The organism is Pseudomonas syringae group sp. J254-4, assembly GCF_032586855.1.
Classification (GTDB): domain Bacteria; phylum Pseudomonadota; class Gammaproteobacteria; order Pseudomonadales; family Pseudomonadaceae; genus Aquipseudomonas; species Aquipseudomonas amygdali.
Map to the genome: position 1 here is coordinate 78,647 of NZ_JAWHOO010000009.1, position 26,136 is coordinate 104,782.

At 57.3% G+C, this 26,136-nt stretch carries 22 protein-coding genes; 14 read left to right on the forward strand and 8 right to left on the reverse strand.

Features of this window, described 5'->3' with window-relative positions; all coding sequences use genetic code 11:
• Positions 1–15: 15 nt before the first annotated feature.
• From RYB09_RS13335 to RYB09_RS13345, 3 genes are all read left to right on the forward strand, one after another.
• Complete coding sequence (locus RYB09_RS13335) at positions 16–744, forward strand: amino acid ABC transporter ATP-binding protein (protein ID WP_193601305.1); 729 nt, start codon at positions 16–18, stop codon at positions 742–744.
• Positions 745–809: 65 nt separating this feature from the next.
• Positions 810–1,643 carry an ABC transporter substrate-binding protein gene (locus RYB09_RS13340; RefSeq protein WP_057420497.1) on the forward strand — a complete coding sequence of 278 codons (834 nt, stop codon included), beginning with the start codon at positions 810–812 and terminating at the stop codon, positions 1,641–1,643.
• A gap of 106 nt (positions 1,644–1,749) precedes the next feature.
• On the forward strand, positions 1,750–3,414 hold the full coding sequence (locus RYB09_RS13345; RefSeq protein ID WP_316888849.1) for an intermembrane transport protein PqiB: 1,665 nt from the start codon (positions 1,750–1,752) through the stop codon (positions 3,412–3,414).
• A 16-nt stretch (positions 3,415–3,430) separates the two neighbouring features.
• Here RYB09_RS13345 and RYB09_RS13350 read toward each other — a convergent pair whose 3' ends face one another.
• Positions 3,431–4,705, reverse strand: coding sequence for a glucarate dehydratase family protein (locus RYB09_RS13350; protein ID WP_058402886.1), 1,275 nt, complete (start codon positions 4,703–4,705; stop codon positions 3,431–3,433).
• Between the two features lie 18 nt (positions 4,706–4,723).
• Positions 4,724–6,067, reverse strand: coding sequence for an MFS transporter (locus RYB09_RS13355; protein WP_193601306.1), 1,344 nt, complete (start codon positions 6,065–6,067; stop codon positions 4,724–4,726).
• A 139-nt stretch (positions 6,068–6,206) separates the two neighbouring features.
• On the opposite strand from RYB09_RS13355, the gene RYB09_RS13360 reads away from it, so the two are divergent.
• Positions 6,207–7,106, forward strand: a complete 900-nt coding sequence (locus RYB09_RS13360) for a LysR substrate-binding domain-containing protein (protein ID WP_058402888.1) — start codon at positions 6,207–6,209, stop codon at positions 7,104–7,106.
• A gap of 138 nt (positions 7,107–7,244) precedes the next feature.
• Positions 7,245–7,937: an ATPase gene (locus tag RYB09_RS13365; protein ID WP_219169023.1), complete on the forward strand. Its 693-nt coding sequence runs from the start codon at positions 7,245–7,247 to the stop codon at positions 7,935–7,937.
• Between the two features lie 18 nt (positions 7,938–7,955).
• Here the strand turns inward: RYB09_RS13365 and RYB09_RS13370 are convergent, their stop codons facing one another.
• Entirely contained in the window at positions 7,956–8,954 is a 999-nt protein-coding gene (locus tag RYB09_RS13370) for a nucleoside hydrolase (RefSeq protein ID WP_058402889.1), read from the reverse strand.
• 248 nt (positions 8,955–9,202) lie between these two features.
• Between RYB09_RS13370 and RYB09_RS13375 the strand changes: the two genes are divergently transcribed.
• A complete protein-coding gene (locus RYB09_RS13375; RefSeq protein ID WP_058402890.1) occupies positions 9,203–11,173 on the forward strand; it encodes a putative bifunctional diguanylate cyclase/phosphodiesterase in 1,971 nt (656 codons plus the stop codon).
• Positions 11,174–11,246: 73 nt separating this feature from the next.
• On the forward strand, positions 11,247–11,957 hold the full coding sequence (locus tag RYB09_RS13380) for a GntR family transcriptional regulator (protein ID WP_058402891.1): 711 nt from the start codon (positions 11,247–11,249) through the stop codon (positions 11,955–11,957).
• Here the strand turns inward: RYB09_RS13380 and RYB09_RS13385 are convergent, their stop codons facing one another.
• The 3 genes from RYB09_RS13385 to RYB09_RS13395 form a co-directional block, all read right to left on the reverse strand.
• Positions 11,958–12,908 (reverse strand): PDR/VanB family oxidoreductase, encoded by a 951-nt coding sequence (locus tag RYB09_RS13385; RefSeq protein ID WP_058402892.1) that lies wholly within the window; start codon positions 12,906–12,908, stop codon positions 11,958–11,960.
• A gap of 73 nt (positions 12,909–12,981) precedes the next feature.
• Positions 12,982–14,046, reverse strand: a complete 1,065-nt coding sequence (locus RYB09_RS13390) for an aromatic ring-hydroxylating oxygenase subunit alpha (protein ID WP_058402893.1) — start codon at positions 14,044–14,046, stop codon at positions 12,982–12,984.
• 147 nt (positions 14,047–14,193) lie between these two features.
• On the reverse strand, positions 14,194–15,081 hold the full coding sequence (locus tag RYB09_RS13395) for a LysR family transcriptional regulator (RefSeq protein WP_058402894.1): 888 nt from the start codon (positions 15,079–15,081) through the stop codon (positions 14,194–14,196).
• Positions 15,082–15,208: 127 nt separating this feature from the next.
• On the opposite strand from RYB09_RS13395, the gene RYB09_RS13400 reads away from it, so the two are divergent.
• Together RYB09_RS13400 and RYB09_RS13405 are read left to right on the forward strand one after the other, a co-directional pair.
• Complete coding sequence (locus RYB09_RS13400; protein ID WP_058402895.1) at positions 15,209–15,964, forward strand: gamma-glutamyl-gamma-aminobutyrate hydrolase family protein; 756 nt, start codon at positions 15,209–15,211, stop codon at positions 15,962–15,964.
• Positions 15,965–16,091: 127 nt separating this feature from the next.
• Complete coding sequence (locus tag RYB09_RS13405; RefSeq protein ID WP_002553494.1) at positions 16,092–16,640, forward strand: cupin domain-containing protein; 549 nt, start codon at positions 16,092–16,094, stop codon at positions 16,638–16,640.
• Between the two features lie 56 nt (positions 16,641–16,696).
• On the opposite strand, the gene galE is transcribed toward RYB09_RS13405, so the two are convergent.
• Positions 16,697–17,725: a UDP-glucose 4-epimerase GalE gene (gene galE, locus RYB09_RS13410; protein ID WP_058402896.1), complete on the reverse strand. Its 1,029-nt coding sequence runs from the start codon at positions 17,723–17,725 to the stop codon at positions 16,697–16,699.
• 418 nt (positions 17,726–18,143) lie between these two features.
• On the opposite strand from galE, the gene RYB09_RS13415 reads away from it, so the two are divergent.
• The 5 genes from RYB09_RS13415 (at position 18,144) to RYB09_RS13435 (ending at position 24,781) form a co-directional block, all read left to right on the forward strand.
• Positions 18,144–19,328: a glycosyltransferase family 1 protein gene (locus RYB09_RS13415; RefSeq protein WP_058402960.1), complete on the forward strand. Its 1,185-nt coding sequence runs from the start codon at positions 18,144–18,146 to the stop codon at positions 19,326–19,328.
• The gene (gene glf / locus RYB09_RS13420; protein ID WP_316888855.1) at positions 19,316–20,497 is read left to right on the forward strand and encodes a UDP-galactopyranose mutase; all 1,182 of its coding nucleotides are present in this window, start codon (positions 19,316–19,318) and stop codon (positions 20,495–20,497) included. The genes RYB09_RS13415 and glf overlap by 13 nt, the downstream gene beginning before the upstream one ends.
• Before the next feature lie 2 nt (positions 20,498–20,499).
• Positions 20,500–21,657, forward strand: a complete 1,158-nt coding sequence (locus RYB09_RS13425; RefSeq protein WP_316888857.1) for a beta-glucosidase — start codon at positions 20,500–20,502, stop codon at positions 21,655–21,657.
• 126 nt (positions 21,658–21,783) lie between these two features.
• On the forward strand, positions 21,784–23,388 hold the full coding sequence (locus RYB09_RS13430; RefSeq protein WP_057402378.1) for a hybrid sensor histidine kinase/response regulator: 1,605 nt from the start codon (positions 21,784–21,786) through the stop codon (positions 23,386–23,388).
• 373 nt (positions 23,389–23,761) lie between these two features.
• Positions 23,762–24,781, forward strand: coding sequence for a hypothetical protein (locus tag RYB09_RS13435; protein WP_058402899.1), 1,020 nt, complete (start codon positions 23,762–23,764; stop codon positions 24,779–24,781).
• Positions 24,782–25,054: 273 nt separating this feature from the next.
• Here RYB09_RS13435 and RYB09_RS13440 read toward each other — a convergent pair whose 3' ends face one another.
• On the reverse strand, positions 25,055–26,131 hold the full coding sequence (locus RYB09_RS13440) for a YncE family protein (protein WP_058409519.1): 1,077 nt from the start codon (positions 26,129–26,131) through the stop codon (positions 25,055–25,057).
• Positions 26,132–26,136: the final 5 nt, after the last annotated feature.

Below are 26,136 nucleotides of genomic sequence, written 5' to 3' on the forward strand. Positions count from 1 at the left end.
TGCCCAATGCATCCGATGATCATGTTTTCCAGGATCAATAAGTGGTATGGCGAGTACCAGGCCCTGACCGACATCACCGCTGAAGTGCAGCGCGGCGAGGTGGTGGTGCTGTGCGGGCCGTCGGGCTCGGGCAAGTCGACACTGATCCGCACCGTCAACCGTCTTGAAGATGTTCAGCAGGGCCAGATCCTGTTTGACGGCCACGACGTGAACGGCACCGACGCCAACGTCAATCGCTTGCGCAGTCGGGTAGGTTTTGTATTCCAGAGCTTCAATCTGTTCCCGCATCTGTCGGTGCTCGACAACATCATCCTGACGCCGACCAAAGTGCGCGGCCTGAAGAGCGGCGAGGCGCGCGCCAGGGCCATGGAACTGCTGGATCGGGTGGGGCTGGCACACAAGGCCGGCGCTTACCCGGCGCAGTTGTCCGGCGGCCAGCAGCAGCGCGTGGCGATTGCCCGGGCGCTGGCCATGGAACCGCCCGTGATGCTCTTTGACGAGCCCACCAGCGCTCTCGACCCGGAAATGGTCGGCGAGGTGCTCAGCGTCATGAAAGGCCTGGCCAAAGAGGGCATGACCATGATGTGCGTCACCCACGAGATGAATTTTGCCCGTGAAGTGGCCGACACCATCTGGTTCATGGATGCGGGGCAGATCCTTGAAAAATCCAGTCCTGAGGCATTCTTTCAGCAGCCTGAACACCCGCGTGCCCAACGCTTCATTTCCGATCTGCGCAGCCACTGAGTGCAGGCCCTTTTTTTCAACGAATGTTTCAGTGAATCCCTCAATTCATTTCCAGGAGTCTCACCATGCGTATGAAGTCTTTGCTGGCTGCACTGGCGTTGTCGCCACTGGCTGTTGCGGTTGCCCACGCTGATCAGCTCAGTGATGTGATGAGCAAGAAAAGCCTGAGTTGCGGCGTCTATGCCGATGTGCCGCCGTTCTCGGCACCGGACCCGAAAACCCGTGAACTGGTAGGCATGGACGTCGACCTCTGCAAGGCGCTGGCCAAACACATGGGCGTCGAGCTGGAGCTCAAACCGTTGTCTGTCGAAGCGCGTATTCCGGAAGTCAAAATGGGCCGCGTTGACGTGATTTTCGCCAACCTGGCCTATACCAAGAGCCGCGCCGACCAGATCCAGTTCAGCGATCCGTACTACATTGCCAAGGAAACGCTGGTGGTGCGCGCCGCCAATGCCGATCAGCCAAAATCCTTTTTCAAAGGCAAACGCATCAGCTCGACCAAAGGCTCTACGTCCGAACAGTCGATTCGGTTGGCTGATGCTACGCCTGTGACCTTCCAGGACACCGGTTCTGCCTACATGGCGCTGCAACAGAACAAGGTGGTGGGCCTGGTGACCAACACCATGACCGCGATCAAGCTGGTCGGGCAGGCCAAGGCCAGTGGTGTGGAGCTGGCAATTGCCAAGGAACCGATGGCGCTGGAGCCTATCGGTGCCGGTATGCGTCAGGGCGAGCCGGCATTTCTGGCCAAGGTCAACGAATCGCTACGCGCGATGGAAGCCGCAGGTGAAATCGATGCGATCTGGGCGCAGTGGATCGGCCCGAATACCGAATACAAAATGGTTCGTGAAGACAAGGTGCAAAGCCTCAGCGAATTGAAGTTCGACCCGCTGCCTTGATCAAATCTTGATATTTCCTTGAGGGTTTATTGATAGTCGACGTTCAGAGTTCTGCCGACAGTATTAACCGTCGGCATGACCCCGTGTGGGCGCCTCAGAGGAAAAAATGTCTGATCGCTCAGGTTCTGTTTCTGCATCGGCAATTGGCGCTTCAATCACCAGAAAAAGGCGATTCGGTGCCTCGCCGATATGGCTGATTCCGGTGATTGCTGCCCTGGTATGCATATCGCTGTTGATCAGCAGTTCACTGTCGAAAGGGCCGAGAATCTTCATCAGTTTTCAAAGCGCCGAAGGGCTTGAAGCGCATAAGACCAAGGTCAAGGTCAAAAATGTCGTGATCGGCGAGGTGTCGGCCGTCGCTCTGAGCAAAGACCGTACGGGTGTTGTGGCGACAGTGGATCTGAATGCCGACGCCCGTGCCTTCACTGCCGAGGACTCCATGTTCTGGGTGGTGCGCCCGCGTATCGGGGCCAAGGGCGTGTCCGGCGTGGATACCCTGCTTTCCGGGCCGTTTATCGCAGCAGACAGCGGGACGTCCGAGCACCCGAAAAAACACTTTATTGGTCAGGAAAGCCCACCACCCCTTACGTTTGGCGCAAAAGGCACACGTTTTACCCTGCACGCCGAGGACATGGGCTCACTCGATGTCGGTTCTCCTGTCTATTATCGGCGCATTCAAGTCGGCCAAGTGGTTGCCTGTCATTTGTCCGAGGATGGCAAAGGTGTGGATGCGGAAATTTTCATCAATGCACCCAACGACCGGTTTGTGACCACCGATACACGGTTCTGGAACGCCAGCGGTATTGGCCTTACGGTTGATGCAGATGGGCTGAAGATAAAGACTGAATCGGTTTCGACGTTACTTGCCGGAGGTGTGGCCTTCGTTGAGCCGGGATACGGTTCGAGCGCGCCAAGGGCTGCAGAGCATGCACGTTTCAAGCTGTTCGAAGATCAGCAAAAGGCGCTGTCACCGCCCGATGGCGAGCCGGGTTATATCCGCATGATGTTCAAGCAGTCCTTGCGTGGCCTTGAAGTTAATTCGCCCGTCGAGTTCATGGGCATAAATCTGGGGCGAGTGGTCTCTGTCGATCTTGACTACGACGCGGCCAACAAGTCTTTTTCCAGCATTGTGGGGGCGGTTATCTACCCGGACCGCCTGGGGCAGGCCAACGAAAAGATCGTAGAGACATTGGGCACACCCGACGATTCGCGTACCGCGCAGTTGATCGCCGACTTCGTCAAACAGGGCCTGCGCGCGCAGCCTCGCAGTGCGAGCCTGCTGACCGGCCAGCTTTATATTTCTCTGGGTTTCTTTGCCAACGCTGCGCCGGTTCAATTCGATGTCAACGCACGGCCGCTGATAATCCCCACCGTACCGGGAGAACTGGAGAAAATGCAGGAGCAGGTACAGCTGATCGTTGAAAAGGTCAGCAAATTGCCGGTGCAGGAGATCGCCGGCAATCTGAATGGCAGCCTTGACGAAGCGCACAAGACGTTCAAGCTGTTCAACGCGGACGTGATGCCCGAACTTCACACTGTTCTGGGGCAGTCCCGAAACACGATGGAGATAGCCGGGGCGGCCCTTGCAGAAGACTCGCCGGTACGTCAGCAAGTCAACCGGACGATGGACGAAGTTCAGCGTACGGCTCGTTCGGTGAGGGTCCTGACCGATTATATAAGCCGCAACCCCGAAGCCTTGATCCGTGGTCGCACCCGGCAGGATGCGCCGAGTATCTACCCGCCGGCCAGTTCTGCGCCACGGTCTGACTGACGCTGCCAAAACGTGCTCAATACCTTGGTTTTACGGCCTTCCATTGCGGTTGGTACTTCTGCATCTGCTTCACGTCATCGCGCTGACGAATGCCACAGCTGTGGTACTGATCGTTGAGCTTGCCAAGCTGGTCGTAATCCAGCTCAAGGCCCAGGCCCGGCGCGCGGGTGATGCTGACGCAGCCGTCGACAATCGGCAGCTTGCCGCCCTTGATGACTTCCTCATCCGGTTCCTGCCACGGGTAGTGCGTATCGCAGGCGTAGTCCAGATTGGGCACGGACGCAGCGACGTGGGCCATGGCCATGAGGCTGATCCCGAGATGCGAGTTGGAGTGCATCGACACACCGAGGCCGAAGGTGTCGCACATCTTCGCCAGCGCCTGGGTGTCGCGCAGGCCGCCCCAGTAATGGTGGTCGGCGAGTACGATCTGCACGCTGTCGAGGGCCACGCTGCGTCGAAATTCATCGAAATCGGTCACGACCATGTTGGTCGCCAGCGGCAGGCCGGTGCGCTTGTGCAATTCGGACATGCCCTCCAGGCCAGGGGTTGGGTCTTCGTAGTACTGCAGGTCATCGCCCAGCAGCTCTGCCATGCGAATCGAGGTTTCCAGCGACCAGTTGCCGTTGGGGTCGATACGCAGCGGGTAGCCGGGGAAGGCTTTTTTCAATGCCTTGATGCAGGACACCTCATGTTCCGGCTCCAGCGCACCGGCCTTGAGCTTGATGCTTTTGAAGCCATAGGCTTCGATCATGCGCCGTGCCTGGGCGACAATCTGTTCTTCGCTGAGCGCTTCACCCCAGCTGTCGGGCGGGTAAGGCGCATCGGCATGCTGCGCGTACTTGAAGAACAGGTAGGCGCTGAAGGGTATCTGGTCACGAATGGCACCGCCGAGCAGGTCCACCAACGGCAGGTTCATGGAACGTGCCTGCAGGTCCAGAAACGCTACCTCGAATGCTGAATAAGCGTTGCTTACCGCTTTGCTGGCGTGCGAACCCGGTGCCAGTTCAGCACCGGCGAGGCTGGCAGGTTTGTGTGCCGCAACCGTCGCCTGAACGATGCTGCGCAGTTGATTGAGGTTGAACGGGTCGAGCCCGATCAACTGGTTCTGCACCTGTTGCTGAATGGCCAGCGCCGGGGCGTCGCCATAGCTTTCGCCGAGGCCGATGTAACCGTTGTCGCTTTCCACTTCGATGATTGAGCGCAGGGCGAAAGGTTCATGGATACCGCTGGCGTTGAGCAGCGGCGGATCGCGAAAGGCGATTGGCGTTACGGTCACACGTATGATTTTCAAAGGGCGGTCTCCCGGTGATCAGGGTTTGAGGCTGGAAGGGGTGCCAGGCACGACGGCGCGGTGCGGTGTGGCTGGCTCATCTCTGGACGGGCGGCGCAGATCCCCACGCGGGGTGGTGCGAGCAAAGAAAATCACGACGGCAGCCAGTAACGAGGTGGCAGCCAGCCCATAAAGACCACCCTGAATCGAACCGGTGGTCTGCTCCAGAAAACCGAACGTAGTGGGCGCGACGAAGCCGCCGAGGTTGCCGATGGAGTTGATCAGCGCAATGACCGCTGCGGCAATGCGCGCGTCCAGATAGCCCTGAGGGATCGGCCAGAACAATGCCGATGCGGCCTTGAAACCGATTGCTGCGAAACAGATGGCGACAAAAGCAAACACCGGACCACCAATGGTGGACATGAACATGCCGACGGCGGCGATCACCAGCGTGACAGCGACCCAGGCCTGTTGGTGCTTGAAGCGTGCCGCCAGTGCGGCAAAGCCGTACATGGCCACAATCGAGATGATCCACGGCACCGAGTTGAACAGGCCGACCTCAAAGTCGCTGAAACTGCCCATCTTGCGGATCATGCTTGGCAGCCAGAAGGTAGCCCCGTAAATGGTCAGCGCCACCGAAAAGTAGATGAAGCAGAACAGCAGAATCTGCTGGTCCGCCAGCAAGCGGAACACCGACGGCCTGACGGTCTGAGTTGCTTCGCGCAGACGTTGCTCTTCGGCTATGGCGGTGCTGAGTGCGGCTTTTTCTTCGTCGCTCAGCCAGGTGGCTTCATGCGGGTGTGATTGCAGCCAGAACCAGACGAATCCACACAGCACTATGGAAGCGAAGCCCTCGATCAGGAACATCCACTGCCAGCCGTGCAGACTCAGGCCTTCGATGCCCAGCAGAGCGCCGGACACCGGTCCGGAAATCACCGAAGCGATTGCCGAGCCACTGAGAAACAGCGCCATGGCCTTGCCGCGATCGCTGGAAGGCAACCATTGGGTGAAGTAATAGATGATGCCGGGAAAGAAGCCAGCTTCGGCGGCACCCAGAATGAAACGCAGCACGTAGAAACTGGTTTCACCCTGAACAAACGCCATGGCCATCGCGGCCGCGCCCCAGGTGAACATGATGCGGGTCAGCCAGGCACGGGCACCGTAGCGCTGCAGCAGCATATTGGAAGGCACTTCGAACAGGGCGTAGCCGACAAAAAACAATCCGGCGCCCAGCCCGTAGGCCGCCGCACCGATGCCCAGATCGGTTTCCAGATGGCTGCGTACAAAACCGATATTGACCCGGTCTATGTAATTGACGATGAACATCACCACAAACAGCGGCAATACGTGGCGTTTCACCTTGGAGGCCGCACGGGCAAGCACCGTGGGGTCCGTAGTGCCAGAGACGGTATTCAAGAGGCGACTCCCATTCATTGTTTTTTTGGGGATGAGTCGATCATGAGGGGGTGTATTATTCCCGTCCAATCCAGTTAGTGACTTGATTGATACCGGGAGTGGATCAATGTTCGAGCTTTCTCAGCTGCGCTGCTTCACCACGGTGGCCACAGAACTCAATTTCCGGCGCGCCGCCGAACGGCTCAACATGACCCAGCCGCCGCTGAGCCGGCAAATCCAGATACTCGAGCACAATCTGGGGGTCGAGCTGTTCACGCGCAGCACCCGCAGTGTGGCCCTGACCGCAGCGGGCAGGGCGTTCTTCATTGAAGCGCAGACCTTGCTGGAGCGTGCGCAGCAGGCAGCCATCTCCGCGCGGCGCTTTGCCGAAGGCGATATTGGTTCGGTGACCATCAGTTTCGTCGGCAGCGCGGTGTACGAGTTTCTGCCCAGAGTGATCGCCGAGGCGCGGCTCAAGCAGCCACAGGTGAAGATTTCCCTGACTGAAATGAACACCTATCAGCAGCACGAAGCACTCAGGGCGCGACGCATTGACCTGGGTATCGTGCGAGCGCCGCTGTTTCAGCCGGGCTACGAGAGCGAATGCCTGGTGCGAGAGCCATTCGTGCTGGCGGTGCCGGGCAATCATCGGCTGGCTTACGCTGATTCAGTTACGGTGGCTGATCTGGAGGGCGCGCCATTTCTGATGTATTCGCATTCGGCCTATCCACCGTTCAACGAACTGCTGACCGGTATGTTTCGCTCCGCACGAGTGGCCCCGGAATATGTCCAATGGCTTGGGTCGTCACTGACTATTCTGGCGCTGGTCAACGCCGGTATGGGCCTGGCACTGGTGCCGCGCTGTGCGACCAATGTGGTGTTCAAGGACGTCGTTTTTCGTGACATTGATCTGGGCGAAGGCGTGCAGAGCGAGTTGCATCTGGTCTGGCGTGCCGATAATGACAATCCGGCGTGCCGGATGCTGCTCAAGGCCATTCGCGCGGCTGTCAGGGCGGATGAAAATTGACGCGAAAAACCTTGCAGTGCGTTGGCATCAACTATCATTCATTCAGTCGATAGTCATCATCAAGCAAGGCAAGTTCTGTTTTTCCGGCAAAGGAGGAGGATGGCGCCATAGCCACCTGCTCCAAAGGGAGACGACGCGATGAGAATGTTTAACCTGTTGACGTTTGCTGCCGTGCTAAGCACCAGCATGATGCTCACTGCGCCAGCCAATGCTGCCGTCTCGTCAGTCTCTACGGTCTCCGAACAGTCTTGCCATTTCATGCCGGTGGCCGACAGCGCCTCCAGTCTGCAACACACTCAGTCAGTGGGCGTGTTGTACAGCGAAAACACCGTCAGTAACCTCCAGTACCTGAACAACTATCACTCGGTAGCACTCAGGAGTGGACAGAACGGCGCGCTCGATTCGCGTATCCGCAATGCATTCATCAGCAGTTCGGACCCGAAACTCGCAACCGACTGGCTGGTAGGCTCATTGCAGAAAGAGTTCGCTTCGGTGACCGTTTACGACAACCTCGACGCGCTGATGAAAGCGCGCCCCGACGTGGTGGTGATGCTTGAAACCTATAACCGTCTGGTGAGCAAGCGCAACAGTCAGGTCGAAGCGCGTTTCATGGCCCGTTTTTACGACACCAATCTGCAATACATCGGTAAGGCAGAAGGTGAAGTGGTCAAGGAAATGACCTCGGTCTGGGTGCAGGGCAAAGCTGCTCCGGAAATTGCCGCACAGATTGACCAGCAGCGTGAGCTGCAAGTGAATGCGCTGAAACAATTCGATGCGTCGCTCAAGGCGCTGGTCATGCAGGCCGACCGCGCTCAGGTGGCGGCGAACTGAGCCAAGGTCATGCCTGGTTCAAACCTGGTTGTTGATTACTTGAGCAAAGTTCTTGCTGAACGCGAACTGCGACACACCCAGCACGGAGGTGATGGTTCGTGAACCGCTGCCTTGTAGTTGTATCTGTCCGCAGTGATTGTCCTGCGGCGTGATGTTCGTATTTACGGACAGAAACTGCTCATCAACTTTCGTCGCTTCAATGCCGCCTGCCATCAGCATGGTTGCCAGCGGATCGAATATCGGTACCGGGTAACCTTCGGCGTGCGTGCCTGATTTGGTTTCAAGCACTTGCCTGACCAGCGTGGCGACAGGGTCGCTCGCCGTAATCTTTTGCGAGTAGCTGGCGTCGAGAATGACCTGGTTGCAGACGTCCAGCGGAACCAGGGTCAACGGCAGGCTCGACTGAAAAACGGTATTGGCCGCGACAGGATCGACGAACACATTCCATTCTGCATAGTGGTTACTGCTGTAGGCCTCACCCTGATCCCACTCCTTTTGAGCGCCGTTCAAGGCGGCGACGTTGCCGTCAACATAGACAGCGCCCGCCATGGCGACAATCTGCTCGATCATCTGGAAGTCTGCGGGCTGATTACTCAGTGAAAGCATCTTCGCAATATTGGTAAAGCCACCCAGTGAAAGAACAGTGATTTTATCCTGGCTGTTCTTCACGGTCTGGTACATGAACTCCCACGCGGGAAGGTTTGATAACGCCGGCAAGGCAGCCGGATTGAGCGTTCCCAGAAGGCCCATGATGTCATTCATATCGTTTTTGAATGGTTGAGGAAACCGGTTGTCGTACTCAAGTGGTGTATCGGTGCCTTTTGCCACAACAGTATTGAGACGGTTGCCAATGCCCAGTAAATGCTGCGCGATGATGACGCCCCAGCCGAGATCCGTTTCGCCACATCCAGTGACCGTGATACCGACGATGTCGATGTCCGGTCTTTTCATCAGGTAGGCGATGGACAGTACGTCGTCCCAGCCCATGTCCGTATCGATAATGACTTTCCTGTTCATGGTAATGCTCCCTGCCCGTAGCGGACTATTGAAAAGAGGGGGGTTGCAAGCGTTCTGGATATACCCGAGCACCTGCTCGAAAAGAATATCGCCTGTTTATTTCCATTAAACCGATGCATGGCTCGGTTTCACCGTAAAGAATTAATCACACCTGCCGAGAGCATGACAAGTGGGCCGATTATTAATCGGCTCGCATGATAAGCAGCAAGCCACGTGTGCTTTGACTGTAGTGACAGAGAAGCCTTGCGATGCTGAAAAAACTAGTGAGTGCCTTGCGCACCCTGATGTCTGTACCCGCTGATAATCCCAGGCTGTTGCAGGCTCAATACGTTGCGTTGTCCCGCCAACTGCCGTTGATGTATTTCGTGCTGCTGGTCAACACCTGGGCGTTGGCATTCACCCATTGGGCAACTGCTCCGATGTGGCTGACGCTGCTGGTTCCGGCGCTGCTCACGGTTGTTTGCGCCATTCGTGCGCGCAAGTGGCTGCTCACGGTAAACCGGCCGCCACCCGCGCCAACCACCATTCTGGCGACGCTGCGTGGGACCAACGGACTGGCAGGCGTGATAGCTGCCGGTTTTGCCGCGTGGTCACTGTCGCTTTACCCCTATGGCAATGCCTATGCCCAGGCGCACGTGGCGTTTTTCATGGGCATCACCGTGATTGTCTGCATCTTCTGCATGATGCACCTGCGGCCTGCGGCGTTGACCACTGCTGTAGTGGTCAACACCGCGTTCGTTATTTTCTTCGCGTCGACGCACAACGTTACTTTCATCGCCACAGCCGCGAACATCGTGCTGGTGTCGATTGGTATGCTGATCATTCTTCAGTATCAATACCGCGATTTCACCAGCCTGGTGAACGTACAGGTAAGAACCGAGCAATTGAGCAATGAGAACCTGCTGCTGGCCAATCAGGACAGTTTGACGGGGTTGCCCAACCGCCGACAGTTCTTTCAGACACTGGACGCGGCCATGCAGGAGGCGCTGGCGCAGCAAACCGGGCTGGCGGTCGGTGTGCTGGATCTGGACGGGTTCAAGCCAGTCAATGACCTGTATGGGCATCGTACCGGCGACCGCCTGCTGATGCTGGTAGCCGAACGCCTGACCAGTGCCTCCAGCGATACAGTGCATGTGTCGCGACTGGGCGGTGACGAGTTCGCTCTGGTTATCAAGGGTAATATCAGCAACGACGCATTGCTGGCGTTTGGTAAACACCTGTGTGAACTCATGCATGAAAGCTTCGAGCTGTCGGACATGCCCATCCAGATTGGCGCAACTCTGGGGTTCGCTACGTTCCCGGCCACCGCAGACAATGCCACCCAACTGTTCGAGTTTGCCGACTACGCGCTTTATCAGGGCAAAAACCATAATCCCGGAACTACCTGCCTGTTCTCCGCCAGCCACCGCGAGCAGTTGCACGCCGATGGCGTAACCGAGCAGGCATTGCGCCGCGCCAATCTGGAGACCGAGTTCTACGTGCTGTTTCAGCCGATCATTGAAAGCTGCACACGCGAAACGGTGGCTTTCGAGGCTTTGGCCCGCTGGAACAGTCCGGAACTGGGTTCGGTATCGCCTGCGCATTTCATTCCGATTGCCGAGCGAATCGGCATGATCAACAAACTTACCGCACCCTTGCTGACTCATGCATTGAAGAGGGCCTTGTCATGGCCGGCGCCCATCAGACTGTCGTTCAACCTGTCGGCGCACGACTGCGCGACCTGGGAAAGTGTCAGTACCATTGTCGAGATCATCGAAAACAGCGGCTTTGATGCCTCACGGCTCGATCTGGAAATCACCGAAACGGCGGTCATGCAGGATATCACCCAGGTTCAGCAGGCCATTGCGCAGTTCCGGCAACTGGGTTGCGGTATCTCGCTGGATGATTTCGGCACCGGGTACTCCAGCCTCAGTCAGTTGCACGCGCTGGCGCTGACCAAGCTGAAGATTGACCGCAGTTTTGTAACCGGTGTGCATGACAATCCGGCGAGCTACAAGATCGTGAAATCGCTGGTTGCCTTGAGTCTGGACATGTCTCTTGGCTGCGTGATTGAAGGCGTCGAGACGCAGGATGAGCTGAATGCACTGACCAGCCTTGGGTGCACGATGGTGCAGGGTTATTTCTACAGTCCACCGATCAGTTTTGAACAAACCCTGGTGTGGATCGAAACGCCGGATGAAGAGCGCACCTTCGGTTATGCAGCCTCGTGCCGGATCTGATCGACTGCGCTTGAACCATTCCCCTGTGTACGTGGAGTAAGATGCGTTTTTCGATCTCCACGGAATCCTGTCAATGAGCAAACCCGGGCAGACCATTCTTGTTGCGTTGCGCAAGATGATTGCGTCAGGCGAGCTGGCGGCCGGCGAGCGCTTGATGGAAGTGCCGACCGCCGAGCTGTTCGGCGTGTCGCGCATGCCGGTGCGTATGGCGTTTCGTACCCTGGAACAGGAAGGCCTGCTGGTGCCCTTTGGCGGGCGCGGTTTTCAGGTGCGCTCGATCACGCCGATGGAAATCGCCGGTGCGGTCGACGTGCGCGGTGTTCTGGAAGGGCTGGCGGCGCGGCAGATGGCCGAACGTGGCTTGACGCAGGAGGCGCGGGACGAGCTTGAAGCCTGCCTGGTGCAGGGCGATGCCTTGTTCGAAAAGGGTTATGTCACTGAAGATGATCTTGAGGTCTATCACGACATGAACATGCGCCTGCATCAAGTGATCGTGGCAGGCAGCGGGAACCGCGCAATTGCCGATGCGCTGGCGCGCAACGACCATCTGCCTTTTGCCTCGGTGACGGCGTTGGCAGTGGATCGCGATAACCTGATTCGCGAATACCGGCGCTTCAATTTCGCCCACATGCAGCATCACGCGGTGGTGGATGCGTTAGTGAGCGGGCAGGGCGCTCGTGCCGAGGCGATCATGCGTGAGCATGCCAATGCGACCCTGCGCTATGCGGAGATTTTCGGTGCCGGCGTGAACGAGCGCATGAAGGTCATTCAGCGCTCGGACTGATCAGATGTCGAGCACCAGCAATGGAGTTTTCGAGCGTGAGCAGCATGGCGTGAACTGATCGTTGAGCGCCTGCTCGTCTTCAGTCAGAAACAGATCCCGATGATCCGGAATGCCCTTGAGGACGCGCGTCAGGCATGTGCCACACACACCTTGTTCGCACGACAGCGGAATATCGATGCCGTGGCTTTCGAGCACCTGAGCGACCGTCTTGTTGGCAGGAACGGCAATCACCTGACCGGTGCTGGCGATCTCGATAGAAAAGCTGCCGTCGTTGCTGGTGTCCACCGGCGCTGCGGAAAAGTACTCCCGGTGCAGATTGTCTTCAGGCCAGCCGGCAGCACGGGCGCTGTCGAGGATGTGTTGCATGAAGCCACCCGGTCCGCACACATACAAATGGGTATCGGGATGTGGCTGGGCGAGCACATTGGCGGCATCCAGCGCGGTAGCGGGCTGTTCATCAAGGTGCAGTGTGACCCGGTCGGCAAACGGCGAGTGCTTCAGGCGCTCGATAAACGCGCCACGCTCGACGGAACGAACACAGTAGTGCAGCTCGAAATCGGCACCGTCCAGCGCAAGCTGTTCAGCCATGCACAGAATGGGTGTGATGCCGATGCCGCCGCCAAACAGAAGCGTGCGACGGCTGTTCCCGGCCAGGGGAAACAGGTTGCGTGGCTCGCTGATGCGCAATTGCGCACCTGACTGAATCTGCTCATGCAGGCTGCGCGACCCGCCGCGTGAAGCCGGATCGTTGAGGACGCCGATCAGATAGCGATGACGCTCGTTCGGTGCGTTGCACAGCGAATACTGGCGGATCAGCCCGTCAGGCAAGTGCACGTCAATGTGTGCGCCTGCCGTGAAGGGCGGCAGCAGCTCGCCATCGGCTCGCACCAGCTCGAAACTGCAGATATCCAGCGCTTCATCGTTACGTGATAACACGGTCACGTCGATCATGGTATGTCCTCGGGTGACCGCAGCACGGGTCACTTCTGATTGTTTTCAACGCATTCGGGCTGGCAGCAGGCGGTCATTTAGTGGCCATTACTGGAATCTGTTCAGCTGTGCTGGCTCGTTCGGCAGCGATCAAGCGTTCCAGAATTTTACGCGACTGCACACCGCCGGCGTCGATATTGAGCTTGAGCAGGTTGCGCTGCGGGTGCTGAAGCAGGTTCTGTTGCTGGCGTTCAAGCATCTCCAGGTCTTCGCTGAAGATCTTGCGCTGCCCCTCGCGGATGGTGGCCGTCAGTTGCTCGTCAGCCGGGTTGAAGTTGCGCGCCATGCCCCAGAAGTACCAGATCGAGGTGTCGGTCTCTGGCGTGATGAAGTCGACAACGATGCTCGAGGCCTTGAACTCGTGAGGCGCGTGATAGCCACCTTTGCCCGCGTGGGCTACGCCTACCTCGATCAGTACATGGCTGGGCGGGGTGAAGCGGCAGATCTGCCAGCGATCGACTGGCACGTCATCGGCCAGGTTGTTGCCACGCAGCGCCATCTGCCAGAACGGCGGCGGCATGATGTTTTCCATGTGGCGTGCGGTAATGACTTCCTCGCCCTCGACCGTCGTGACAGGTGCCGCTTCGTCGATTTCCTTCTGACCGATGCTCGACGCATGCACGTAGGTTTCGTGGGTGAGGTCCATCAGGTTGTCGATCATCAGGCGATAGTCGCACTGAATATGAAACAGGCCGCCACCGTAGGCCCATTCGTCGCTGACCGCCCACTCCAGATGATGGATGAGCGCCGGATCGGCCTTTTCCCGGTCGCCAGGCCAGACCCATATGAAGCCGTAGCGCTCGACCGCGGCGAAGGTCTTGTTGCAGGGGAAGCCTCGAACACGCTGGCCGGGCATCGCGGCGGTCTTGCCATCGCCGCCCATCACCAGCCCGTGATAACCGCATACCAGTTGGCCGTTCTCGACATAACCCAGCGACAGCGGGGCACCGCGGTGCGGGCAGAAATCTTCTACGGCGACAACCTGCTGGTTCTGGTCGCGATAGAAGACCATCTTTTCGTTGCAGATTTGCCGACCCAGAGGCTTGTCGGCGACTTCATCTGCTGTACAGGCGACGTACCACGCATTCTTCGGGTGCATGACGGTTCTCCACGGTTCGATTATTGGTCTTATGGATCCACAGAATGAATCATGTTGTTTTCCTCGTGATTATTAATGCCACAGGATCAAGATTAATCCAATGATTAATTTAATTAACTATTATTTAATGGATCCACAGACTGGCCATCAGGCGGATCTGGACGCCAGCAGTGCTGCTCGCAGACGGGGGGCGAGTGCTTCCAGAAGGGTCTGCACAGAGCGCAATGCCCGGCAGTCGGGACGCGTCAGTAGCCACAGATCGGTGCTGCACCCCTGCAGTGGTTCACTCAACCTTTCCACTGAGCCAAGGCCCTGAATCGTGAAGTCGGTCAAGGCCGCCACGCCCAGACCGGCAGCGACCAACTGAGATACCGCCGACATGTTGCTGCAGCGATAGCGTGGGCTCACCGCCGGGAATGCCTGTTTACGCCAGATCACCGAAGGGTGGTCGGGCATTGAGTCGTCCGGGCTGATCCAGGGAATGGAGGCAGGGCTGTGTGTCAGCGCATCGCGGTATTCTGGGCGACCACAAATGAAGTAGTCCGCGCTGCCCAGGCATCGTCCGATCAGGTGTTCGGGCGGGGTATTGGTCAGGCGCAGCGCGATGTCGGCATCACGACGGCTGAGGTTGGCAAACGCGTTGGAGGTGGCCAGTTCCAGCGTGAGGGCAGGGTACTGCGGCATGAAGTCCGCGAGCGTTGGTAACAGCAGGCTGTGCAAGACCGCGTCAGTGCACGTCAGGCGTACCGTACCGCTGACCACCTGTTCGCCTTGCTGCAAGGCGATGCGGGCAGCGGCGAGTGCCTGTTCGGCGTGTTCCGCCTGCTCGGCCATGGCCTGGGCAGTATCCGTCGGAATGTAGCCGCGTCGGTTCTTTTCAAACAGCGCAGCTCCGAGGGCTGACTCCAGACGTCGGATCGAGCGGAACACTGTCGAAATATCAACGTGCAGCAGATCTGCAGCACGCGCCAGGGTCCGGCCGCGTACCAGCGCCAATACCAGAGAAAGATCGGCATGGGTGATTTCATATTGCATCGCTGCATTGTTCCTTTGCCTGAATGCCTATGTTTGTTGCGTAGATGACTATCCTAGACTGGTTTTATCCCGGCTGGATAGCGTCATATCGACGTGCTGGCTCACCAGATTTACAAGGACTCAACGTATGTCACGACCTCCCTTGATCGGCGTTACTGCCTGCCGTCAGCAGTTGGGCAAGTATTCCTCCCATACCGCAGGCGATAAATATGTCGAAGCGGCGGCGTTTGCGGGTGTCCCGGTCATTCTGCCCGCGCTCGACGTGCCCACCGAGCCTGCGCAGTTGCTGGCCTCACTGGACGGTTTGCTGTTTACCGGCTCGCCGTCCAATGTCGAGCCGCATCATTACAACGGCCCGGCGAGCGTGGAAGGCACTGCCCACGACGTGTTTCGGGATCGCACGACATTACCGCTGCTCAGGGCCGCCATCGCCCAGGGTGTGCCGGTGTTATGCATCTGCCGTGGTTTTCAGGAGCTGAATGTTGCACTGGGCGGCAGCCTGCATCAGCGGGTCCAGGAATTGCCCGGTTATCTGGATCACCGTGAGCCGCAAAGCGATGTGCTGGCCGTGCAGTACGCGCCGCAACACCCGGTGCAGGTGCAATCTGGCGGGTTGCTGGAGGCGCTCGGGCTTGCGCCGGGGTTCGAGGTCAATAGCCTGCACAGTCAGGGAATCGATCGTCTGGCATCGGATCTGCGCGCGGAAGCACTGGCACCCGACGGTCTGGTGGAAGCGGTTTCCCTGCCCGGTGCGCCAGGCTTTGTGCTGGGCGTGCAGTGGCACCCGGAGTGGGAGTTCATGAACAACCCTGTGTCGCTGAGCCTGTTCACGGCATTCCGTGAAGCCTGCCTGGCGTATGCCCGGAACCGTCAGGGCAGGTAGTGCGATGAGCTGCTGAGTGTTGCTGACAAACGTGATTTAATATCCGGCTTTGCGGCCTTGGGCGATGGACAATCCATTCCTTCTGGGCTTTGCTTCACTCATCGGATATCTTTCGCACAAGGCCATTATGGATACGGGAGCACGACTCAAACTGGTGCGTGAAAGCTACAAGCTGTCACAACGTGAACTCGCCAGACGCAGTGGTGTGACCAATGCCACGATTTCCCTGATTGAGCAAAATCGTGTCAGCCCCTCTATCAGCTCGTTGAAGAAGCTGCTTGAAGGCATCCCCATGACGCTTGCGGATTTCTTCACCTTCGACCAGCCGCCGGGGCAGGATCAGTATGTATTCCGCGCCGGTGACCAGCCTGACCTGGGTCGTAACGGTGTTCGCCTGCTGCTGGTCGGCGCAACCCTGCCGAGCCGCCAGATGCGTTTTCTGCGCGAGCAGTACGCGCCTGGCGCAGACTCGGGTGAAGAGCCCATCGTCCACAGCGAAGGCGAGGAGTGCGGGTTGGTGACGCGCGGCACCGTGGAGCTGACCATCGATGGGCAGGTCAATATTCTCGGTCCCGGGGACGGTTATTACTTCCCGACCACCTTACCGCACCGCTTCCGCAACATCGGCCAGGACGAGGCCGAGATCATCAGTTCCAACACGCCCGCCAATTTTTAGCGCACAGCGCCTGCAACGACGATAATTTCCGGCCGCCTGGCACCTCTGGCTGCACCTCAACTGACCAAGGCTGTCGGCATATAACCCTGGGGGTTCATGCACTGCCAGCGCCAGGCGTCAGTGAGCATCGAATCAAGGTTGAACCTGGCACGCCAATCCAGCTCACGCAATGCTTTCCCCGGATCCGACCAGCACACCGCAATGTCTCCGGTCCGGCGCGGCTGAAAGATCAAAGGCACGGTTTTGCCGGAGATACGTTCGAAAGCGTGCACCACCTCGAGGACTGAATAACCCTGCCCAGTCCCCAGATTCCAGACGGATACGCCTTGTTCGCTACGTATTCTGTCCAGCGCCTTCAAGTGGCCCTCAGCCAGATCCATTACGTGAAGGTAATCACGCACACCTGTGCCGTCCGGCGTCGGGTAGTCGGTGCCAAAAATGTGCAGGGCAGGGCGTCTTCGATTGGCAACCTGCAGCAGGAAGGGCAGCAGGTTATTAGGCGTGTTGCAGGGCGACTCGCCCAGCAGGCCGGACGGATGGGCGCCAATGGGATTGAAGTAGCGCAGCAGCCCGATGGACCAGCGTGGATCCGAGCGGGCGACGCTTTTCATCACATGCTCGGCCATCAGTTTGGAATGCCCGTAAGGATTGGTCGGCAAACCCAGTGGGCAGTTCTCGTCCAGCGGCATTTGCTCACGGTCGCCGTATACAGTCGCTGATGAGCTGAACAACAGGTTGAACACGCCTGCCTGCGCCATCGCCTGACACAGGTTTACGCTGCCACTCACGTTGGTCTCGAAATAGCGCAACGGCTCTCTCACGCTTTCGCCCACCGCCTTGAGCCCGGCGCAATGCACCACAGCGTTCACTGGGTGGCGAGCGAATAGCCGGTTCAACGTCGCTTTGCTGCGTACATCGCCGTGGATGAACTCCACCTGTCGCCCGCTGAGTGTCTCCACCCGGCTCAATGTCTCTCGTGAGCTGTTGCACAAGTTATCAAGCACCACGACATCGTGGCCCTCTTCAAGCAATTGAAGCGCAACGTGAGCGCCAATGTATCCCGCACCACCGGTAACCAGAATCATGATTATCCTTCCTGGATGTTCGCCGCCTCGGCAAGAGGCGTGCTGAGGGCTCGGCGTCGTGACCTTTATCAACAGGACGACAGAGGAGCCTTGCTTGCGAAAATCAGGACCAGACCACCGCGTGGGGAAAACGTACCGCAGGTGCCAAAAAACATTCGCTCAAGACTAGGGGCGTATTTGTTCCGCCGAGTTCAACGGTTCATTCCCGACGGCACATACCCTTTATCGGAATCAGCGAACAGCGGCCCGGGCGCATGCTCGAAACTGATGAGAATATCTATAGTTATTCCATGCACGTGATTGTTCCATGCATGCAACAGCCGCCAACGCACATCCTCATCATGAATGCCGTCGAAGTTCAGCCCTTTTCAGAGCCCTTCAGTTTCATCCAGGACTTTTTAGAAAAAAGGGAGACTTCATGAACGGTGTCCAGAAAATCCAATCCGCAAGGTCGGCTTCAGCCAGCGTCGAGGCAGCCGTCAGACCGCTGCTGCTGTGCCTGTCCCACCTCAGGTGGGGGTTTGTGTACCAGCGTCCGCAGCACATCATGTCGCGCATGGCGCAGGATTATCGGGTGTTGTTTCTAGAGGAGCCTGTTTTTTCAGACTCGCCTCGCATCTGGCTTGAGTCACTGCCGCAAGCATGCGGTGTCACCGTATTGGTGCCGCACCTGCCTTCGCAGATGCAGCCTGACCAAGTGATCACTGCACAGCGCACGTTGCTGGATGGTTTTATGGATGCGCAACAATTTGGGGAGCTGCTGTTGTGGTATTTCACCCCGATGGCCCTGGCGTTTACCGACCACCTGCGCGCGCAAGTGACGATCTTCGATTGCATGGACGAGCTGTCTGCGTTCAAAGGTGCGCCGCCAGAGCTTGTCGAGCAGGAGCAAGCGCTGATGAAGCGCGCAGATGTTGTCTTTACCGGCGGCTTCAGCCTCTGGGAGGCCAAGCGCCTGCAGCATACAAATGCACACGCCATGCCCAGCAGCGTCGATATCGGGCATTTTGCAGCCGCTCGCAACATGCTTGCCGCCCCGAAGGATCAACACTGCATCCCCCACCCAAGGCTAGGCTATTTTGGCGTCATTGATGAGCGTTTCGATATTGAACTGATTCGAGAAGTGGCGGAATCACAGCCCACATGGCAAATCATTTTGATCGGTCCTGTTGTGAAAATCGATCCGGCAACCCTGCCGCGCATGGCCAACGTTCATTATCTGGGCAGCAAGCCTTATGACGATTTACCTGCCTATCTGTCTGGCTGGGATGTCGCATTGATGCCGTTTGCCCTGAACGATTCCACACGCTTTATCAGCCCGACCAAGACGCCGGAGTACCTGGCTGGCGGTCGTCCAGTGGTATCAACCCGGATTGCCGACGTTGTCAGAACTTACGGTGAGTCTGGAGTCGTCGCAATTGCCGATGATGCCGACGCGTTTGTGCGCGCGATTCGCGAAGCTCTGGCGCATAAGGATCCTGCTGATTTTCTGCGTAAGGTTGACGCAGTGCTGGTCGGAGAGTCCTGGGACAACACGTGCGCTGCCATGAAGGCGCAAATCGGCCTGGTAACGACTGGGGAGCAAACCCAATGCCTCGGATAAATCCTCAATCAGCCGCGTTTGCAGAGACGCACTATGATTTCCTGATCGTCGGTGCAGGTTTTGCGGGAAGTGTAGTGGCGGAAAGGCTGGCAGCCGGATTGGGTAAACGTGTTTTGCTGATCGACCGACGTCCACACATTGCGGGTAACGCTTACGATCACCTGGACAGCGCCGGGGTGTTGGTCCATCAATACGGGCCGCATATCTTCCACACCAATGCCGAGCGCATTGTGGAATACCTATCGCGATTTACCGAATGGCGCGACTACCAACACCGTGTGCTCGCCAGTGTGGACGGCCAATTGCTGCCTATTCCGATCAACCTCGATACGCTCAACAGCTTGTACGGTTTGCAGATGAATGAGCAACAAGCCGAAGCCTTTCTCGCCAGCCGGGCCGAGCCGGTAGAGTTGATAAGAACCTCCGAAGACGTTGTGATCAATCAAGTAGGCCGGGAGTTGTACGAGAAGTTTTTCCGTGGCTACACCCGCAAGCAATGGGGGCTGGACCCGTCGCAACTGGACAGGTCGGTCACCTCTCGAGTGCCTACCCGTACCACTTCGGACAGTCGCTACTTCACGGATACCTTTCAGAAAATGCCGCTGCATGGCTATACGCACATGTTTGACCGGATGCTCGATCACCCGCTTATCGACGTGGCGCTGGGGGTCAACTTTGCCGATGTACGCGGGGCCTTGCAGTATCGGCACCTGATCTACTGCGGGCCAATCGATGAATACTTCGATTATTGCTATGGCCGTCTTCCATATCGGTCCTTGCGTTTCGAGCACAAAACCGTTGATCAGGCACAGTTTCAATCCGTGGCCGTGGTCAACTACCCGGATGAGGCCATTGCTCATACGCGAATCACAGAATACAAGCACCTCACCGGTCAACGGCATGCCAGGACCAGTATCAGCTATGAGTTCCCGAGTGCCGAGGGCGACCCTTACTACCCCATTCCGCGACCGGAAAACACTGAGTTGTACAAGCGTTACAAGGCGTTGGCCGATCAGTCGGATGAGGTGACTTTCCTTGGGCGGCTGGGTACTTACAAGTATTACAACATGGACCAGGTTGTCGGTCAGGCATTGGCGCTGTTCCAGCGGCTGGCTCATGAGTTGCCGGAGCAGATTGCCGAACCGATTGAACAGCCTGCGCGAGGCTGAGCATGGGTCTTCTGTTCGACAGCTTCTTCATAGGCGGATTCGAGTGTGCCAGCCATCGACGACGCGACGGCGTGCGACTCGATCTGCTTCACTCCACCGGGCACGACCGTTGGGCAACCGAAGATTTTGCCGCAATGGCGACGCACGGAATACGTACCGTGCGTGACGGTTTGCGCTGGCACCTGATTGAAACCAGCCCGAACTGTTACGACTGGAGCAGTTTTTTGCCTATGTTACGAGCCGCGCGGCGTCAGGGCACTCAGGTGATCTGGGACTTATGCCATTACGGTTATCCTGATGACCTGGATATCTGGCGGCCGGAGTTTGTCGAGCGCTTTGCGCGTTTTGCCGCTGCGGTAGCTCAGGTAGTCAAAGACGAAGGGGAGACCGCCCCCTTTTATTCGCCAATCAATGAAATTTCGTTCTGGAGCTGGGCGGGAGGTGAAGTTGCTTATTTCAACCCCGGTAGTCAGCAGCGCGGCATGGAACTCAAACAGCAACTGGTCCGGGCCAGCATTGCGGCGATAGAGGCGATACGCGCAATAGAGCCCGGCGCGCGTTTTATTCAGGCCGAGCCATTGATTCACGTCGTACCGGCTACGCGCGGTAGTGCGGAGATAGCGGCAGCAGAGTGCTATCGGCAGGCGCAGTTTGAAGCCTGGGATCTTTTATCCGGGCGTCAATTGCCTGGGCTGGGCGGCCGCCCCGAGTATCTGGATGTGTTGGGCGTCAACTTCTACCCACATAACCAATGGCAGTTCAACGGTCGAAAGCTCACCCAGGACGACCCGCAATACAGGCCATTTCAGGGCATGTTGAGCGAGCTGCATACGCGGTACGCAAGACCGCTATTGATTTCTGAAACCGGTGCCGAAGACGTACAGCGTCTGCCCTGGTTCAATTACATCTGTGCCGAGGTCAGTAAGGCTGTCAGGGCAGGCTTACCTGTGGAAGGTATCTGCTGGTACCCCATTCTCGATTATCCGGGCTGGGACGACGCCCGATACTGCCCGACGGGCCTGTTGGGTTATGCAGACGGGCAGGGTAAGCGGGCCGCCTTTCACCCTTTGCAGGTGGCGTTACGCGAGAGTGCGAGTGAATTTGCGGCTCTCATTCGACAAAAGGACGAAAAATCGGCTCTCGGCGTGAACGCTTTTTGAGTGTTTAGCCCCTCATATGAATATAATTCGTTTTTTGTCCAAAATCTGAGAACCCTTTCAAGGCTCCGCCAGTCCTAGCTTTGAGAACGTGAATTACACCCAACCAATATGTGTGGAGTTTCTGGAGTGTCGGAAGAAAAAGCCCGTGTCGACAATGCTGCAACGGGAGATATCCAGCATCAGGGAAAAGATATCTTTTTTGCGGCGGTGGAAACGACACGGATGCCAATGATCGTGACGGACCCCAACCGTGCGGACAACCCGATCATTTTTTCCAATCGCGCGTTTCTGGAAATGACGGGCTATTCGTCAGAAGAAATCATCGGTACCAACTGCCGGTTTCTTCAGGGGCCGGAAACGGATCGGGCCGTGGTGCAGTCCATTCGTGAGGCGATTGACGAGCGCGTCGATATCTCTACCGAAATTCTTAACTATCGCAAGGACGGTTCTACCTTCTGGAATGCCTTGTTTATTTCTCCGGTTTATAACGATGCCGGAGACCTGATCTATTTCTTTGCGTCGCAACTGGATATCAGTCGACGTCGGGATGCTGAAGAAGCCCTGCGTCAGGCGCAGAAAATGGAAGCTCTGGGGCAGCTTACCGGAGGCATCGCTCATGACTTCAATAACCTGCTTCAAGTCATGGGCGGCTATATTGATTTGATCGGCAGCGCTGCTGAGAAACCCACTATCGATGTGCAGCGTGTCCAGCGCAGCGTTTATCACGCCAAGTCTGCTGTCGAACGCGCGAGTACGCTGACCAAGCAATTACTGGCATTTGCCCGTAAGCAGAAGCTGCAGGGACGAGTGCTCAACCTCAATGGTCTGGTTTCCAGCACAGAGCCCTTGATCGAGCGTACGTTCGGGCCGCATGTGACGATCGAAACCGATCTGGACCCGGCCTTGAAAAACTGCCGTATCGACCCGACCCAGGCAGAAGTTGCCCTGCTGAACATCTTCATCAACGCCAGGGATGCGCTGATTGGCAGGCCTGACCCGAAAATATCCATTGAAACCCGCAATCTGGTCGTCGATGAGTTGGCCAACATGTCTCATGACGGCTTGCTGCCTGGTCGCTACGTCAGTATTGCCATAACGGACAATGGCATTGGCATGCCATCGAGTATTCGTGACCGTGTGATGGACCCGTTTTTTACCACCAAGGAAGAGGGCAAGGGTTCAGGGCTCGGTCTTTCGATGGTCTATGGCTTTGCCAAACAGTCGGGCGGCGCGGCGCGGATCTATACCGAAGAAGGTATTGGCACAACGCTGCGCCTGTATTTTCCGGTAGACGAGGCAATGCTGACCCACTCGGAGCCACCAAAAGCTGTCGACAGACGCATTGGCAGCTGCGAGCGGATTCTGATTGTCGAGGACCGGCCTGACGTCGCCGAGCTGGCGAAGATGGTGCTGGATGACTACGGCTATGTCTGCGAAATCGTACTCAACGCTCGCGAAGCGCTGAAGAAATTCGAATCCGGCAGCAGGTATGACCTGCTGTTCACTGACCTGATCATGCCGGGCGGCATGAACGGCGTGATGCTCGCGCGGGAAGTGAGGCGCAGGTATCCGAAGATCAAGGTGCTGCTGACCACCGGCTACGCTGAAAGCTCGATCGAACGAACCGATATCGGCGGTTCCGAGTTCGATGTGGTATCCAAGCCCTGCATGCCTCAAGACCTCGCCCGGAAGGTCAGGCAGGTGCTGGACGGACCTAACGGCATCGCTTGATTGTCCCGCTACCGAAGACCTGAAGGCCTGACTGTTCTCGGTCAGGCTGACGAGTATGTGGTTATACCCATTATTGACTGTGCCTTATGGGGTGCCATTGTTTATTAATGCCTGTCGAGTATTAACAGACATCAGACAACCTCACTTATAAACATAGAAGCGATAATGAGGCCGCGAAGTTGTAAAGCGCTTGGAGCGTTACCGTCTCTTTCCGTTCCATTGATAGAGATCACTGTTCGTCGCCTTTTTATGTGGTTTTGCAGCCCCGAAAAAAGTCTATAAAAGTTTTAAACTTCTTGAGTGTCGCCCGGGTCATTAAAGTGTACGCCACACATTTCAGCGTTCACTGCCAATGACTCAAAGGACTCTTATTATGATTCGCGACGACCGCATCGCTCCAGGCTCCCCTGTGTATCAAGACACGCATGCCATGGCTCCTCTGCTTAAACGAATTTCCTGGAGCGCTATTCTGGCCGGTGTTGTATTGGCCATGGTTGTTTCGCTGTTGTTGAACCTGTTGGGCACGGCCATTGGAAGTGCCAGTATTGATCCAATGCAGGAAGCCAATCCGTTGTCCGGAATTGGTACAGGTGCGGGTATCTGGGTTGTTGTCAGCTCGGTAATCTCGCTGTTTGTCGGTGGTTGGGCGGCTGGCCGTCTGGCTCAGCGTGAAGGCGCTTTTCATGGTCTTCTGGTATGGGCGAGCGTATCGCTGATCACGGTCTATCTGGTGTCCAGTGCCGTAACAGGCGTGGTACGCGGTGGCCTTAATCTGGCAGGCAGCGGTATGTCGGCACTGGGCAGCGGTATTGCTCAGGTAGCGCCGGCCGTCGGCAGCAAGATTCAGGATCAATTGCGCGCTCAGGGCATTGATTTCAATCTGGACGATATCCAGGGCGAAATCGAAACGGCCATGCGTCAGACCGGCAAGCCCGAGCTGAACCCGGACAACGTCAAGCAGGAAGCTCAAGCGACTCAGCAGGATGCGCAGAATACTGCAAAGCAGAGCGCACAGAATCCTCAGCAAGCTGATGAGCAATTGGGTGGCCTGATGGACCGCATCAAAGCCAAAGGCGACCAGGCGTGGGATGCTGCTGACCGTCAGGCGCTGGTTAATCTGATCAAGGCGCGTGGCAACAAGACTGATGCCGAAGCCAATCAGATCGTCGATCAGGCTCAGGCCAGCTATCGTCAGGCTTATGCCAAGTATCAGGAACTGAAAGCTCAGGCAGAACAGAAAGCCCGTGAAGCAGCTGAAGTGACTGCCAAGCGCGTTTCGCAAGGTGCCTGGATTCTGTTGATCACTCTGGTGATCTCGGGTCTGGTCGCAGCGGGTGCGGGTGTACTGGGTCGTCGTACTCAGCCGCCAGCCAAAGTTGTCGCTGCGATCTGAACCAACGCAGCAAGACTGAACTGAAGTACCAGACGGGGAGCGTTGATCGCTCCCCGTTTTTATTTCAGCGGTTCGATATCGTGTCAGTGCCGATCCGACTTCGACAACACGTTGGTAAAGTCCATCCCTTAATTTTTTACCTTATCATCGTGCGGCTCTACAGCTTGCGTAACAGGGCAACTTTCAAAGAGCAAATACTCTAACAGCGTGCTGCGGGATATATATTCGATCTCAACGGTGGCACCTGTGCCATTGATGTTGCCAAGTCTATATTCACTGGGTTTTAAGGGTTGTTACTGTGAAGGTGTCCGGGTGGAATATCGGGTCGGGCTTTGGCTGTTCGGCAGTGGGCTCAGGCTGGGTGAATTCGGCACTGAGCAAGTACGCTTGTGAGCGTGCAGAATCAAATGTCATGTTGTGCGCCCACAAACGGGTGCTGACACTTCCTTTGGTCCGATACTGCCCGTCCGGGGCACGTTCAACCACGGTCAGACTGGCATCTGCACCACTGGGTATCAACAGGCGATCGTTTTGGCGGTCGTACGCCATGCTGTTGACAGCGCGGGGGGTGGGCAATGCTGCGAGGCGTTTGCCGGTCATCAAGTCGGCAATAATCAACTGAGGGCTTGCGCCACGACAGGCAATGAACAGACGTTGTCGCGATTCATCGGCGGCGACCGCGCTGGGTTTGTTGCAGCCCTCGAACGTCCAGTACTGATGTTTCTCCAGCAGTTGGCCTGAAAGAACGGCCACTTGATTCTCGTCACGCATCGGCACTATCAGCGTGCTGTCGCCAAGGATGATCGGCGCGTCGAGTTTCTGTGCCGGAACCTGCCGGGAACCAACGAGTGCGTCGGTACGTGCGTCGATGAAATACAGTGTGGAGTGGTCGCCGCGACGGCCGCTGGTAACGATCACTCGCTGATGCCCGGCATCGTAGATGACATTGTTCAGGTTGCCTGAGTCCAGTTTGAGCCGGTTTTGCACGGTCATGCGGTCCAGCGCGACGATGCCTAATGTCCCGTCCATGTTGGCGATATAGGCGCGATTGTGCTCGGGTGCAAAGGCAACGGCATTGGCACCGGTCGAGTTGTCCAGGGTCTTGATCAAAACCTGCCGTTCGACGTCGAACACGGATAAACCGTTCTCGCGGCGTGCGATGTACAAATGAGGCTGCGCCGGCTGCAATGCCGCGAACCCCCAACTGTAGCCAGCGCCTGGCAGCACGGTTGCTGCGCGGGTGGTGTACAGCAGCGAGTCATCCGCCTGAACCGAAAGAGGTGCCAGCAGCGTGAACACACTGGCAAAAATCTGTAATCCCGTCACCTTGAGCCACCTGATCAACGACATATCGG